This window comes from Streptomyces sp. Rer75, from assembly GCF_013414305.1.
GTDB classification, from domain to species: Bacteria; Actinomycetota; Actinomycetes; order Streptomycetales; family Streptomycetaceae; genus Streptomyces; species Streptomyces himastatinicus.
In genome coordinates, this window is record NZ_CP058693.1 from 3,805,548 (window position 1) to 3,818,588 (window position 13,041).

Annotated in this window: 10 protein-coding genes; 2 read left to right on the forward strand and 8 right to left on the reverse strand. The window is 71.1% G+C overall.

Going from position 1 to position 13,041, the window contains the following annotated elements; all coding sequences use genetic code 11:
- Window positions 1–81: 81 nt before the first annotated feature.
- The 3 genes from HYQ63_RS15645 to HYQ63_RS15655 form a co-directional block, all read right to left on the reverse strand.
- The gene (locus HYQ63_RS15645; RefSeq protein ID WP_257231879.1) at window positions 82–1,638 is read right to left on the reverse strand and encodes a PH domain-containing protein; all 1,557 of its coding nucleotides are present in this window, start codon (window positions 1,636–1,638) and stop codon (window positions 82–84) included.
- On the reverse strand, window positions 1,635–2,135 hold the full coding sequence (locus tag HYQ63_RS15650; protein WP_009717819.1) for a PH domain-containing protein: 501 nt from the start codon (window positions 2,133–2,135) through the stop codon (window positions 1,635–1,637). The genes HYQ63_RS15645 and HYQ63_RS15650 overlap by 4 nt, the downstream gene beginning before the upstream one ends.
- Window positions 2,136–2,213: 78 nt before the next feature.
- Window positions 2,214–2,783 carry a hypothetical protein gene (locus tag HYQ63_RS15655; protein ID WP_257231880.1) on the reverse strand — a complete coding sequence of 190 codons (570 nt, stop codon included), beginning with the start codon at window positions 2,781–2,783 and terminating at the stop codon, window positions 2,214–2,216.
- Window positions 2,784–2,953: 170 nt separating this feature from the next.
- On the opposite strand from HYQ63_RS15655, the gene HYQ63_RS15660 reads away from it, so the two are divergent.
- Window positions 2,954–4,198 (forward strand): sensor histidine kinase, encoded by a 1,245-nt coding sequence (locus HYQ63_RS15660; protein ID WP_257231881.1) that lies wholly within the window; start codon window positions 2,954–2,956, stop codon window positions 4,196–4,198.
- Entirely contained in the window at window positions 4,191–4,832 is a 642-nt protein-coding gene (locus HYQ63_RS15665) for a response regulator transcription factor (protein ID WP_179934370.1), read from the forward strand. Before HYQ63_RS15660 ends, HYQ63_RS15665 begins: the two co-directional genes overlap by 8 nt.
- 31 nt (window positions 4,833–4,863) lie before the next feature.
- Here HYQ63_RS15665 and HYQ63_RS45625 read toward each other — a convergent pair whose 3' ends face one another.
- The 5 genes from HYQ63_RS45625 to HYQ63_RS15690 all read right to left on the reverse strand — a co-directional run bounded on the left by HYQ63_RS45625 (window position 4,864) and on the right by HYQ63_RS15690 (window position 13,016).
- The gene (locus HYQ63_RS45625) at window positions 4,864–7,686 is read right to left on the reverse strand and encodes a helix-turn-helix transcriptional regulator (protein WP_179934371.1); all 2,823 of its coding nucleotides are present in this window, start codon (window positions 7,684–7,686) and stop codon (window positions 4,864–4,866) included.
- 127 nt (window positions 7,687–7,813) lie between these two features.
- On the reverse strand, window positions 7,814–8,575 hold the full coding sequence (locus HYQ63_RS15675) for a thioesterase II family protein (protein WP_179934372.1): 762 nt from the start codon (window positions 8,573–8,575) through the stop codon (window positions 7,814–7,816).
- Between the two features lie 132 nt (window positions 8,576–8,707).
- On the reverse strand, window positions 8,708–10,828 hold the full coding sequence (locus HYQ63_RS15680) for an FUSC family protein (RefSeq protein ID WP_179934373.1): 2,121 nt from the start codon (window positions 10,826–10,828) through the stop codon (window positions 8,708–8,710).
- An 84-nt stretch (window positions 10,829–10,912) separates the two neighbouring features.
- A complete protein-coding gene (locus HYQ63_RS15685; protein ID WP_179934374.1) occupies window positions 10,913–11,362 on the reverse strand; it encodes a hypothetical protein in 450 nt (149 codons plus the stop codon).
- 157 nt (window positions 11,363–11,519) lie between these two features.
- Window positions 11,520–13,016 carry a CoA-acylating methylmalonate-semialdehyde dehydrogenase gene (locus HYQ63_RS15690; protein WP_179934375.1) on the reverse strand — a complete coding sequence of 499 codons (1,497 nt, stop codon included), beginning with the start codon at window positions 13,014–13,016 and terminating at the stop codon, window positions 11,520–11,522.
- Window positions 13,017–13,041: the final 25 nt, after the last annotated feature.

The following is a 13,041-nucleotide window of genomic DNA, read 5'->3' on the forward strand; positions in this document are numbered from 1 at the left end:
TAAAGACCTTCAGTCACGTTCAGAGGTGGAGGGGCGGCCTCTCGGTCCGCCCCTCCACCTCTCGGGGGATCGCCAGTTGGTCTAGTGGGGTCGGTGTCCGTCGGGCACCCGCTCGACGAACGGCGCCAGCAGCCGCGGTACCGCGGTCTCGGCGAGGGCGATTCCCTGGCTTTCGGTCACGTCGTGGACCTTGTACACGCCGTCGCCCGCGGCGGTGGTGGCGCCGAGGGTGAGCAGCCCCTTCCGGCGCTGGAACGCGGACCGGGTGATGGTCCAGCCGATGATTCCGTCGCACTGGAGGGCGGCGGTGCGGCGGGCGAACGTACCGCTGGAGGCGATCAGATAGCGGCCGCGGATGCCATGGCCCAGGGCTCGGTACGCGTCGAGCGCGAACCCGATGAGGAGCGGCAGCAGCACGGCACCGGAGAAGATGCCCATGACGATCAGCCACGAGCCGAGCCACACGCCGAGGCCGATCTGGACGGCGATGATCAGGGCCGTCCAGAGGAGGGCGCGGTTGACCCGGCGCCACATGGCGGCCTGCGGGTGGCGGGTGAGCCCCTGGCGTTCGATGAGGCCGGGGCCCACCGGCAGCGTCTCGGCGGCGACCCGCAGGGCCTCGCCGCGCGGGACGGGCGGGGTGAGGCCGCGGCGCCTGCGGTTGTCCTCCAGGTTGCCCAGGCCGCTGGCGACGGCGTTGAGCTTGGCGCCCTTGGCCCAGCGCAGCGGGATCGGCTCGACCAGTTCGAGGCCGCGCAGGCGCTGTTCCTCGATGCTGACGGAGCGGGTGGCGAACAGTCCGCGGCGGACCCGGAGGATTCCGCCGTCCTCGCGCCGCAGTTCGTAGCCGTACCAGTTCTCGATGAAGGTGGCGGTGGAGCCCGCCATGCCGAGGGCGACGAGGACGACGACGCACACCAGGATTCCGTACCAGAGGGGGACGGAGCCGAAGCGGTTCTGGAGGTCCTTGACGATGCCCCATTCGAGCGGGTCGACCTGCATCTCGTGCAGGGTGCGGTACACGCTGCTGGCGGCGATGAGGACACCGCCGACGCCCCAGACGGTCAGCGGGCCGTAGCGCAGCCAGGACCAGTCGAGTTCGCAGAGGCGGCCGTCGCTGTCGGCCACCGGGCGGGCCTGGCCCGCGTCGCGCAGCGCGATGATGCGGCGGCGCAGCTCGCGGGCGTCGGCCCGGGTGATGCCGTCGAGCGAGAACCGGCGGCCCGCGTTGTCGCTCTGCTCCCCCGTGTCGAGCCGCAGCGTGGTGAGGCCGAAGAGCCGGTGGACCGGGTTGGCGGTCATGTCGACGCCGCGGATGCGGGCGACGGGGATCGAGCGCCGGCTGCGGAAGACCAGGCCCGAGTGGAGTTCGAAGCGCTCCTCGGTGAGCCGGAAGCGGGTGGTGAACAGCCGCATCAGCCCGATGCCGCTGATGACCAGGAAGGTCACGAACAGCGAGCCGAGGGTGATGATGATCTGGAGGTTGGTCTTGCCGCCGGTGATCGCGAGGCTGGCGAAGAACATGGCCAGCGGCGCGGCCAGGATGGACAGGTTGACCAGGAGCAGCCGGCCGTTCAGCCGCTCCCAGTCACGGCCCGCCGCGTGGGCGGGCCGCCGCACGTCGGTGTTGGCCATCATGTGGCGTCTCCCGGTACGGCCTGGGTGGTCCTGGTCAGGTACTCGACCAGATCCCCGGCGATCTTGTGGTCGATGCCCTTGATCTTCACCGCCGCCGCCGAGGAGGCGGTGGTGACGGTGATGCCGGAGAGGCCGAACATCTGCTGGAGCGGGCCGCGCAGGGTGTCCACCGTCTGGACGCGGGACAGCGGGACGACCCGCCACTGCTGCCACAGCCACCCGGAGGCCGCGTACACGGCCTCGTCGGTGGCCTCCCAGCGGTGCACCCGGTAGCGCCAGGCGGGCATGACCGCCACGTAGAGGATCCCGGGGACCAGCGAGATCAGCGTGGCCCACATGAAGAACGTTCGCGTGGGGGGAATCGAGGCCCACAGGATGCCGAAGGTGAGCGGCAGGGGCAGGGCGAAGAGTGACGACTGGAGTGTCCACCAGCCGAGAGCACGGCGGTCGACCCGGTGGCGAGGAGGCCGGAGCCTCACATTGTCGTTGTGTTCCACTGCTTCACCCTGTTCCTGCGTCAGACGTCGTCGCGCCTGCCCCGTCCGGGACTGGTGGACCATGAAACCAGGCTCGGTTCAGACCGAGGCGCCGCTGGTGGCCGGCTCGGCCGACTGACCGCCGCCGGTGGTGTTCCCGGCGTTCAGCTTGCGCATCTTGGCGAGCAGGACGGCGGTACGGGTCAGCACCATGGCCAGCGACATGAAGACGAACGCGTTGGCGTAGGTGTCCTGGCCGCTGATCTTGTAGTCGATGGAGAACTTGACCAGGTCCATGGTGAACCAGTGCTCGGCGCCGTAGGCGAAGATGATGCGCCCGCTGGAGAGGACGATCCACACCAGGGCGTAGCCGATGCCACCGATGGTGTACAGCTCGCCGGAGGAGGAGTCCTTGAAGGCGGGCAGCAGCACACCGGCGATCAGCCCGCAGATGACGCCGGTGCCGACGCCGAGGAGCTGGAGGGACAGGTCGTTGCCCTTGGTCGGGAACGACTCGACGAAGATCGCGATGACCACGGCGACCGCGATGACGGAGCGCACCATGCGCATCGTGGTGATGCGGCGGCGTCCGATGTCGGTCGCGAGGATGATGATCAGAATCGTGCCGCTCGCGATCAGCGCGGACATGAACTGACTCATCTGTGGCATAGGTGACCTTCTTTCAAGCCAGGGGGACGACGTGCTTCGTGGCTTGACACGTGCTGTCTAACCGATACCAACGCTAGAAGCGGAGCGCGCGCCACGGGACGACCGAACGGTGGGTTCCCCCTGTCAACCGTCCGGTGGACACGGTGGACACGCGTGGTAGTACTGAGGCCGTGCGCACTCACTCTCCGGGGGAGGAATCGGCGACCGGCGCGTATTACGGTCCCGAGTCCGGAACCCGCTGGTTCGGCCTCTGGGACGGCTTCTTCGCCGTCTCCTACCTCGTCACCGCGACCCTGCTGCTGCTCTCCGGCGGCTCCCAGCCGCTCGCCGCCGTGGCGATCGGCTCGTTGACGCTGACGGTGCCCTGGTACGCGGCGCTCGGCCGCGCCCTGATGATCGAGGACACCTACGGGCCGCGCAACCAGGTCTTCGCCATCGGGCTGGTGGCGCTGTTCTCCGTCACCACGGCGTTCAACCTGGTGGGCGCCTTCGCGCTGTTCGCGGTCATCCCGATGCTGATCATGAGCCTGCCGATGGGCTGGGCGGTCGCGATGGCCACGACCGCCAATCTGTGCCCCGTCCTGGTGGTGGCCGTCAGCGGTGAGGCGCTGGGCCTGAGCGTCTGGGGCGTGCTGCCCGTCTCGCTGCTGAGCATCGCGCTGTCGGTGCTGCTGGGCCTGTGGATCAAGCGGGTGGTGCGGCAGAGCAAGGAGCGCGGGCTGCTCATCGAGGAACTGCGGCGCAGCCGGGAGCGGGTGGCCCGGCTGTCCCACGAGGCCGGTATCTCCGCCGAACGCGAGCGGCTGGCCCGGGAGATCCACGACACCCTCGCGCAGGGCCTGACCAGCATCATCAGCCTGGTCCAGGCGGCGGAGTCGGAGGTGCACGGCGCACCGGACCAGGCGGTGAACCATCTGTCGCTGGCCGGGCGGGTGGCCAAGGAGTCCCTTGCGGAGGCCCGTGACTTCGTGGCGGCCCTCACCCCGCCCGCGCTGCGCGGCGGCTCGCTGGTGCAGGCGGTGCGCCGTCAGGCGGACGGGCTGATCGCCGAGACCGGCCTGGAGGTGCGGTGCTCGGTCAGGGGCGAGGAGCAGCCCATGCCGATGGCCGTCAGCGTCGTGCTGCTGCGCTCGGTGCAGGAGGCGATCGCGAACGTCCGCAAGCACGCCAAGCAGGCCCGTACGGTGGATGTGATCGTGGTCTTCGACGAGTCCGGCGTCCGGCTGCTGATCCGCGACGACGGCGAGGGCTTCACCCCGGACGGCACGCAGGAAGGGTACGGGCTGCGCGGGATGCAGGCCCGGATGGAGGAGATCGACGGAATGGCGTCCATCACCAGCAGCCCCGGACGGGGCACCACCGTCGAGGTGAACGTGCCGGCGACGGCGCTGGCCGGGGAGGCAGTGAATGGCTGAGGCAGAGCCGAGCGAGCCGATCAGGGTCCTGCTGGCGGATGACCATCCCGTGGTGCGGGAGGGCCTGAGCGCCATGCTGGAGTCCGCCGACGGCATCACCGTCGTCGGACAGGCCGGTTCCGGTGAGGAGGCGGTCGTCCAGGCGATGGCGCTGCGGCCGGACATCATCCTGCTGGACCTGCGCATGGGCGGGATGGACGGGGTCGAGGCCACCACGCAGATCCTGCGAAAGGTGCCCGGCTGCAAGGTCGTCATCGTGACCACGTACGAGGACGACTCCGACATCCTGCGCGCGGTCGAGGCGGGCGCCGCGGGCTATCTGCTGAAGGGCAGTTCACGCCAGGAGCTGATCGGCGCCGTACAGACCGCGGCGCGCGGCGAGACGGTGCTCACCCCGTCCCTCGCGGGCAAGCTGCTGCGCACCCGGGTGGCCGAGCCGTCCCCGCTGTCCGGCCGTGAGCGCGAGGTGCTGCGGCTGGTCGGCCAGGGGCTGACCAACGCGGAGATCGGCGCCAGGCTGTTCGTGGCCGAGGCCACGGTGAAGACGCATCTGCTGCGTTCGTTCAAGAAGCTCGGCGTCTCCGACCGCACGGCGGCGGTGATGACGGCGATGGAGCGCGGGCTGCTGTCCTGAACCCCTGAACCGCCCGCTGTCCTGACCGTGCCTATACGGTGCCCGTCAGGCTGCTGTCGGAGAGCTTGGCGGGCAGATCGCGGCGGCGCTTGACGTTCAGCTTGCGGTAGATGCGGGTCAGGTGCTGCTCCACCGTGCTGACGGTGACGAACAGCTTGGAGGCGATCTCCCGGTTGGTGTTGCCGTGCGCGGCCAGTAGCGCCACCCGCACCTCCGCCTCCGTCAACGCCTCCACATCGCGCTGCGGTTCGGCGTCGCCGCCCGGCTGGGCGGGGGCCGGGGCGAGTTCGCCGGAGTCCGCCTGCCGGGGCATCAGCTCCCGGCACAGCGGCTCGGCGCCGCAGGTCTTGGCCACGTGCCAGGCCTTGCGGACGAAGACCCGGCCCCGGTTGAAGTCGCCCAGCGCACGGTAGGCGCGGCCGAGTTCACCGAGGGCGACGGCGAGCTGGATGCGGTCGTCGCCGCCCTCCAGCACCTCGACGGCCTCCTTGAGCCGGGGCAGCCGCCGCCTCAGCTGGTCGGTGCGGGCCAGGACGACCAGCAGCGCGCCGCGCAGCCGGGTGTCACCGGCGCCCCGGCGCAGCTGTTCCTCGGCGAGGGACCGGGCCTGGGCGGGGTTGCCGAGGGCGAGCCACGCCTCGGCGGCGTCCAGCCGCCACGGCGTCAGCAGGGGCGTGTCCATGCGCCAGGACTCGGCCAGCTCCCCGCACGCCTGGAAGTCGCCGAGGGCGGCGTGGTAGCGGCCGGTGGCCAGGTGGCAGCGGCCGCGGGCGCGCAGGTAGTACATCCCGGGAACGGTGCGGAAGAGCCCGTCGGGGATCGGCTGTTCGAGCAGCGCCATGGCCTCGTCGTGGTGGCCCATCCCGGTCTCGGCCTGGATCAGCGCGGACAGCAGCAGGCCGATGCCCACACCCCAGCCCGGGGCGGGGATCTGCGCCAGGGCGCTGCGCGCCTGGTGCGCGGCGACCTGGAGGTCGCCCTGGCGCAGGGCGATTTCGGCCCGTACGGCGGACAGTATCGCCTGCCAGGCGGGGACGCTGCGGGAGGAGCATTCGCCGAGCAGCCGTTCGCACCAGGACAGGGCGAGGTCCAGGCGGTCGACGACGACGAGCGCGTACAGGGCGATGACCAGCGGCTGGAGGGTGTTGTCGCCGAGGTGGTAGCGCTGGAGGACGCGTTCGGCCTCGATGACCGCCTGGTCGGCCCGGCCCTCGGTGAAGGCGGCGGACAGGGTGGCGGCGGCGTGCGCGTGGGCGAGGTCGGCCACGTCGTGGGGGGAGCCGGTGGCCTTCGCGGCGCCCGCGCCGAGGGTGGGGAGGCGGTCGCGCAGCGGCGGGCTGAGCATCGTCAGCCACTGGACGGAGGCCGAGAGGGCGGCACTCATCGCGGGGTCGCCCCCGTCGGTGGCGCCGGGGCCCGCCATGCGGCTCAGCGCGGTGATGGCGTCGGCGGCCGCGTCCAGCCGTCCCGACCAGGCGAGGTACGAGGTGATGGGGGCGATGTCGCGCGGGGCGAGCCAGCCCTTCTCGGCCTCCTCGGTGAGCGACGGCAGATACCCCTCGGCGACGGCCGGGCCGACCCGCCAGGCGACGCTGACGAGCCGCGCCTTGAGGGCGGTGCGGGTGGGGCCCGGCTCGCACGCGTGGTGGGCGTGTTCGAGGCAGCGGAGCGCGACGTCGATCTCCTTCTGCACCAGCGCGTATTCGGCGGCCTCGCGCAGGACGGGCACGGTCCAGGGCTCGCCGTCCTGGCGGGCGCGGACCAGATGGCGGGCGACGTCGAGCGCGGAGGCGCCGTCGGCGTGCAGCAGCCGGGCGGCCCGGGCGTGCAGGTCGTGGCGGAGGGCGGCGGGGGCCGCGTCGAGTACGGCGGTACGGGCCACCTCGTCGCGGAACCGGCCGTGTTCCAGGATCCCGCACTCGTGCAGGTCCTGGACGCCCTGTTCGACCGTGCCGACGTTCAGGTCGAGGAGGCCGCTCAAGGAGCGCGGGGAGCGGGCGTCGCCGAGGACGGCCACGCCGCGGGCGATCGCCGCCACATCGGGCTCGCCGCGGTACAGGCAGCCGAGGACGGCCTGGGCGAACGCCTCGCCGGGCGCGGGGCGTTGGAGGGCCTCGCCGTGTTCGCCACCGGCCCGCCAGTCGTCCAGCAGGGCGCGCAGCAGCAGCGGGTTGCCGCCGGAGAGGCGGTGGCATTCGGGGGCGAGCCGGGAGGCGACGGTGGCGGACAGCGTGTTCGACAGCGCCTCGGCGACGCCCGCCTCGGTGAGCATGGGCAGCCGCATCCGCACGCAGTTGGGCTGGCGGAGCAGTTCGGCGTGGAAGGTCAGCTGCTGCTGGCGCAGCCGGGGGGATTCGGTGAGGACGATGAGAACCCTCGCCTGGCGGACCCGGCGGGCGAGGTGGAGCAGGAATTGCAGGGAATGGTCGTCACCGCAGTGCACATCGTCGACGGCGATCACGAGGGTGCGTTCATCGACCAGCCGCAGCAGCACCGAGGAAATCTGGGACATCACGTGCATGCGCGCCGCGGCGGTACTCTCCGGACCGATGCCGGAAAGCAGAGTGACGGCCTCGGAGCGGACGTCCGGGGGCATCGCGGCGTTATCGAAGATCTTCCGGAGAATACCGAAGGGTAGTTCACGTTCGGCTCGCGAACCGGTCACTTCGAGGAGCAACGCACCGCTCTCGATTGCCTGTTCGGCAAAGCTGTCCAGCAGCCGGGTCTTTCCACTGGCCACCGCGCCGCTGACAAGCGCCAGCCGACCCCTGCCCTGTGTGGCGCCGTGCAGCATTTCACGCAGGACGGAGAGGCGGCTCTCCCACTCGAAAAGGTTTGCGGGCACAGGATTCATCCCCCGATGAAGCATCACTTCATGCCCCCGGCGGTGACGCCGAGGGCAGGAAACGTGACGCAGGGCGTCTTTTGTGTTTCGCTCGTGCTCGATCGTGCTGACGAATCGTCGCCGGGGTGAGGCCGGGTCAGGGCCTCGACGCCGAAAGCGCCTCGGATACCAGGTTCGTAATCTCCGCTTGATGGTTGGCCAAGAAGAAGTGACCGCCGGAGAACACCCTGATGTCGAACGCGCCGGTGGTGTGCGACCGCCACGCCTCCGCCTCGTCCCGGCTGGTCCTGGGGTCGCTGTCGCCGGTCAGCACGGTGATCGGTGCGCGGACGGCGGCGTCGGGCTCGGAGCGATAGGTCTCGATCGCCTTGTAGTCGCTGCGGATCGCGGGCATCACCATGCGCAGGATCTCCTCATTTCCGAGGACCCGCGCATCGGTTCCGCTCAGCACCTTCATTTCGCGCACGATGCCGTCGTCATCGCGCCGGTGCACATTCTCGTCCCGGTAACGGGACGGCGCCCGGCGGCCCGAGGCGAAGAGAGCGACCGGGGAGAACTCCGGATCGGCCGCCTCCAGCCGGCGCGTCACCTCGAACGCGAGGACGGCGCCCATGCTGTGGCCGAAGAAGGCGATCGGCAGATCGAGCCAGGGCTTCAACTCCGCGGCGATGGCGTCCGCGTACTCGCCGATGTTTTCGATCCGCGGGTCGAGACGCCGGTCCTGACGCCCCGGATACTGGAGGGAGAGGACGTCGACGGACGGCGAAAGCGCCTGGGACACCGGGAAGAAGAACGACGCCGAACCCCCGGCGTGCGGCAGACAGACCAGCCGCACACGGCTGTCGGGTGCCGGATGGAACCGTCGTATCCAGACGCTGTCTTCTTGCTGAGCACCCATGTACGTGAAAAGTCTTTCCCTCATCAGGTTCGCCGTCGCGACAGCCGCTCAACACACCGTCACGCACCGGAAGATGCGCCGGAACAGGCTGCCCCAAATGTTCTAACACGACAATTGATGTAGGGGGCACCCCTAATGCGAGGGGTCACCCCCACGAGTGGGGTCCTGGAGTGCGCGCTGCTGCCGCGCGCCCCCCGCGAGCGCCTCCGCCAGGTCGTCCAGCGCCTCCACCAGCAGCTCGGCACTGCGCACCGCGACCCCCTGCCGCTCCCCGGCGCGCTCCTGCCAGTGCTCCAGCGACTCCTGTACGGCGGTCCAGTCCAGTGGCCGCCGCTCCCGTACCGCCTCCGCGGCCTTCGGGACCGCCGTCCGCAGCGCCGCCGCGAACTCCTCGGCCTCCGGCGACGGGGCCGCGTCGCGGTCCGGAAGATGCGCCTCCAGCAGCATGGTGACCCGGCCCGTGGTGGACAGCGCGGTCTGCGCCGCCTGCGCCGCCCGGCGACCGAGCCCGCGGTGGCGCACCGGTTCCCGGCGGGCCCGGCCCTCCAGTTGCTCGTACTCGCTGCGGGCCGCCCGCGCGTCCAGCAGGGCCTCCCGCACCTGGCGGGGGCGGCGCTCGGCGGGGCGGGCGTGGGCGTCGAAGACGGCGATGGCGTACTGGCCGCCCGTGGCCAGCCAGTCGGCCAGCCGGTCGCGCAGCAGCGGGGTCTCCCAGGCGGGGAAGACCACGTACGACGCCATCGCCATCAGCCCGCCCAGCAGCGTCAGCGCCACCCGCGCCTGAACGGTCTGGCCGACCTCCGCGCCCGCGATGCCGAGCAGGAAGACGACGTACGCGCTCACGCACAGCGAGGCCACGATGAAGCCGGTGCGCAGCAGCATGAACATGAAGGCCGCGCACACCACGGCCAGCGTGGCGCTCACATACGGGTCCGGGTGGGCCAGCGTCACCACCAGCCCGCCGATCAGGACCCCGGCCAGGGTGCCGCAGAAGCGGGCGACCCCGCGCGAGAAGGTCTGGCCGAAGTCCGGGCGCAGCACCATCACCGAGGTCAGCGGCGCCCAGTAGCCGTGGCCGAACGGCAGCACGGCGCCCAGCAGATAGCCGCAGACCGCCACCACCGTGAGGCGCACCGCGTGCCGCAGGATGCGCGAGTCCCAACGGGCCTCGCGGCGCAGGGCGCGCAGCGCCACCGGCACCAGGCCGGGGACGGTGGGGCGGGGCAGATGGCGGCGGTCCTTGGTGCCCTCGGAGGTCACCGCCTCCACCCGCTCGTCCGAGGACTCCACGACGTCGTTCACCAAGGCCATCAGCTTCAGCGCGGCGCGGCGGGCCGCCCCGTTGAGCATCGGGCCGCTCTCCGGCACCTCCAGCACCGCCATCGCCTCGGGCGGCAGCCGGACCGGCTTGCTCCGGCGGACGGCGTGGGCCACCGCGTCGAGCACGGTGGCGGTCGCGGCCAGCAGCTCACGCACCCGGTCGCGCTCCGGCCCGAGCATCGGGGCGCCGACCACCGGGTCGGCCATCGAGGCGAGCACCGGCCGGATCCGCTCGGCCAGCAGCCGGTAGCCGCGCAGCTGCCTCGGGCGCCGCTTCGCCGCGCGCGGGGTGACGGCGGCGGCGCTGCGGGCGTCCATCAGCGGCTGCGGGTCGAACGGCGCCTGCGGGTCGTGGCGCAGCCGCCGGGCGTAGTCGGCCACGCCGGCGAGCGCGTCCGCGAGGGCGTCGCGCTGCACACCCCAGGGCCGCACCGGGAAGAGCACGATCAGCGCGGCCTGGACGACGCCGCCGACCCCGATCAGCGCGGCGTGCTCCAGGGCGCCGAGCACCGAGGTGGGGAGGGTGACGGTGACCAGCATCACCGCGACCATCTGGGTCGACACCAGCCCGGAGACCGGGCCGACCGCCCACGACATGCCGGTCAGCAGCGTCCACACGGCGAGCATCACGACGAAGGTGGCGACGTGGGCGGCGGCCAGATAGCCGAGGAAGGTGGAGACCGCGAGCAGGGACGCCGCGGCCAGCGCCAGCTCCGGGCGGGGGCGCCAGCTCTTCTGGAAGATGGCGATCCCGGCGGAGAACGCGCCGAACGCAGACGACACCGCGAGGGTCGGCGAGCCGAACCAGAGGGTCAGCCCGATGACGATCGCCACACCGCAGGCGCCACGGACCGCGACCAGCGGCTCCAGCCGGATGCGCTCGATCGTCAAACCCGCTTGGGCCGTCTGCTTCAGCGCGTGTGACCAGCTCATACGGCGAGACTACGACCTTGATCTGCAAGCGAGGAACCGGCCGTCTCTGGCCGATTCCTCGCTTTCCCGCACTTTCGGCCCGCGTCAGCCCTCGGGTGTTGCGCAGTCCACGTCGAGCAGTTCGATGGGCCGGGTCGCGTCGAGGTCGACGTACGCGGTGAAGGAGCTCGGCGAGCCCTGGCCCCAGTACGTGGTGATCGTCGCCCAGCCAACCCGTGCGGACTGGGCCGTGGTCACCTCGCCGACCTCGATGTCCCGCGGCTCGTTCTGCGCGCACAGCAGCAGGTCGTAGTCGGGGGTCTGGGCGATCCGCTCCTTCAGCTGGTCGGAGACCAGGTTCTCGCGCTCCCAGGGGCGCGGCCCGTGGTTGCCGTAGAAGCCCTCAAGGAAGTGGTGGATCTCCTCGGCGGTGAAGCGGCCGTTCGGATCCGTCTTCTGTGCGGCGGTGGCGGGTGCGGCGGTGGCGGGTGCGCCCGCGGCCAGCACGAGCCCGAGGCCGAGCGCGGCCGCGGAGCAGCGAAGGGTACGAAGCATAGGAGATCCCCCTGAATGTGGTCGTGTGCCCATTGTTCGGGCGAACACTCAAGAAGACCTACAACAGGGGTGGATGGTTGCCCTGCGACACGAGCGAATCCGGCATGGCGAATCCCCCGCCGGTCGGGGACCGGCGGGGGACGCGACCGTCAGGCGATCAGTGGTTCTTGGGGAAGCCCAGGTTGATGCCGACCTCTTCCGACGGCTCCGGCCAGCGGGTGGTGACGACCTTGCCGCGGGTGTAGAAGTGCACCCCGTCGTTGCCGTAGATGTGCTGGTCGCCGAAGAGCGAGTCCTTCCAGCCGCCGAAGGAGTGGTAGCCCACCGGCACCGGGATCGGCACGTTGACGCCGACCATGCCCGCCTCGACCTCCAGCTGGAAGCGGCGGGCGGCGCCGCCGTCGCGGGTGAAGATCGCGGTGCCGTTGCCCCACTTCGAGGAGTTGATCAGCTCGATGGCGTCGTCGTACGTCTCGGCGCGAACCACGCACAGCACCGGGCCGAAGATCTCGTCACGGTAGGCGTCGGCCGTGGCGGGGACCTTGTCCAGCAGCGAGACCCCGATGAAGAACCCGTTCTCGTGGCCCTCGACCGTGTAGCCGGTGCCGTCCACGACGACCTCGGCGCCCTGGGCGGGGGCCCCGTGGACGTAACCGGCGACCTTGTCCCGGTGCTCCTTGGTGATCAGCGGGCCCATCTCGGAGGACGGGTCGTTGCCGGGGCCGATGCGGAGCTTGGCGGCCCGGTCGGCGATCTTCTTCACCAGCTCGTCGCCGATGTCGCCGACGGCGACGACGACGGAGACCGCCATGCAGCGCTCACCGGCCGAGCCGTAGGCCGCGTTGATCGCGTTGTCCGCGGCGAAGTCCAGGTCGGCGTCGGGCAGCACCAGCATGTGGTTCTTGGCGCCGCCGAGCGCCTGCACCCGCTTGCCGTGCTCGACGGCCTTGGACTGGATGTACTTGGCGATCGGGGTGGAGCCGACGAAGCTGACCGCGGCGACGTCCGGGTGCTCCAGCAGCCGGTCCACGGCCACCTTGTCGCCGTTGACGACGTTGAGCACACCCTCCGGCAGCCCCGCCTCGGCCGCCAGCTCGGCCAGCCGGAAGGACGCCGACGGGTCCTTCTCGCTGGGCTTGAGGACGAAGGTGTTGCCGCAGGCGATGGCCACCGGGAACATCCACATCGGCACCATGGCCGGGAAGTTGAACGGCGTGATGCCCGCGACGACACCCAGCGGCTGGCGGATCGAGGAGACGTCGACCCCGGTGGAGACCTGGGTGGACAGCTCGCCCTTGAGCTTCTCGGCGATGCCACAGGCCAGTTCGACGATCTCCAGGCCGCGGGCCACCTCGCCGAGCGCGTCCGAGTGCACCTTGCCGTGCTCGGCGGTGATCAGCCCGGCGATCTCGTCGCGGTGGGCGTCCAGCAGCTCGCGGTACTTGTAGAGGATCGCGGTGCGCTTGGACAGCGAGATGGTGCCCCAGGACCGGTACGCCTCCTTCGCGTCGGCGACGGCCGCGTCGACGTCCTCGACCGAGGCGAGGGCGACCCGGGTGTCCTGGGCGCCGGTGGCGGGGTTGTACACCGGGCCGTGGTTGCCGGACGTGCCCTCGACGGACTTTCCGCCGATCCAGTGGTTGACGGTCTTCATGGGTGCGGAGCCTTTCTCTCGAAAA

Bases quoted from the DNA above. Each gene is read 5' to 3' on its own strand.
- HYQ63_RS15645 (WP_257231879.1), bottom strand. From the start codon at position 1,638: ATGATGGCCAACACCGACGTGCGGCGGCCCGCCCACGCGGCGGGCCGT.
- HYQ63_RS15655 (WP_257231880.1), bottom strand. From the start codon at position 2,783: ATGCCACAGATGAGTCAGTTCATGTCCGCGCTGATCGCGAGCGGCACG.
- HYQ63_RS15665 (WP_179934370.1), top strand. From the start codon at position 4,191: ATGGCTGAGGCAGAGCCGAGCGAGCCGATCAGGGTCCTGCTGGCGGAT.
- HYQ63_RS45625 (WP_179934371.1), bottom strand. From the start codon at position 7,686: ATGAATCCTGTGCCCGCAAACCTTTTCGAGTGGGAGAGCCGCCTCTCC.
- HYQ63_RS15675 (WP_179934372.1), bottom strand. From the start codon at position 8,575: ATGGGTGCTCAGCAAGAAGACAGCGTCTGGATACGACGGTTCCATCCG.
- HYQ63_RS15680 (WP_179934373.1), bottom strand. From the start codon at position 10,828: ATGAGCTGGTCACACGCGCTGAAGCAGACGGCCCAAGCGGGTTTGACG.
- HYQ63_RS15685 (WP_179934374.1), bottom strand. From the start codon at position 11,362: ATGCTTCGTACCCTTCGCTGCTCCGCGGCCGCGCTCGGCCTCGGGCTC.
- HYQ63_RS15690 (WP_179934375.1), bottom strand. From the start codon at position 13,016: ATGAAGACCGTCAACCACTGGATCGGCGGAAAGTCCGTCGAGGGCACG.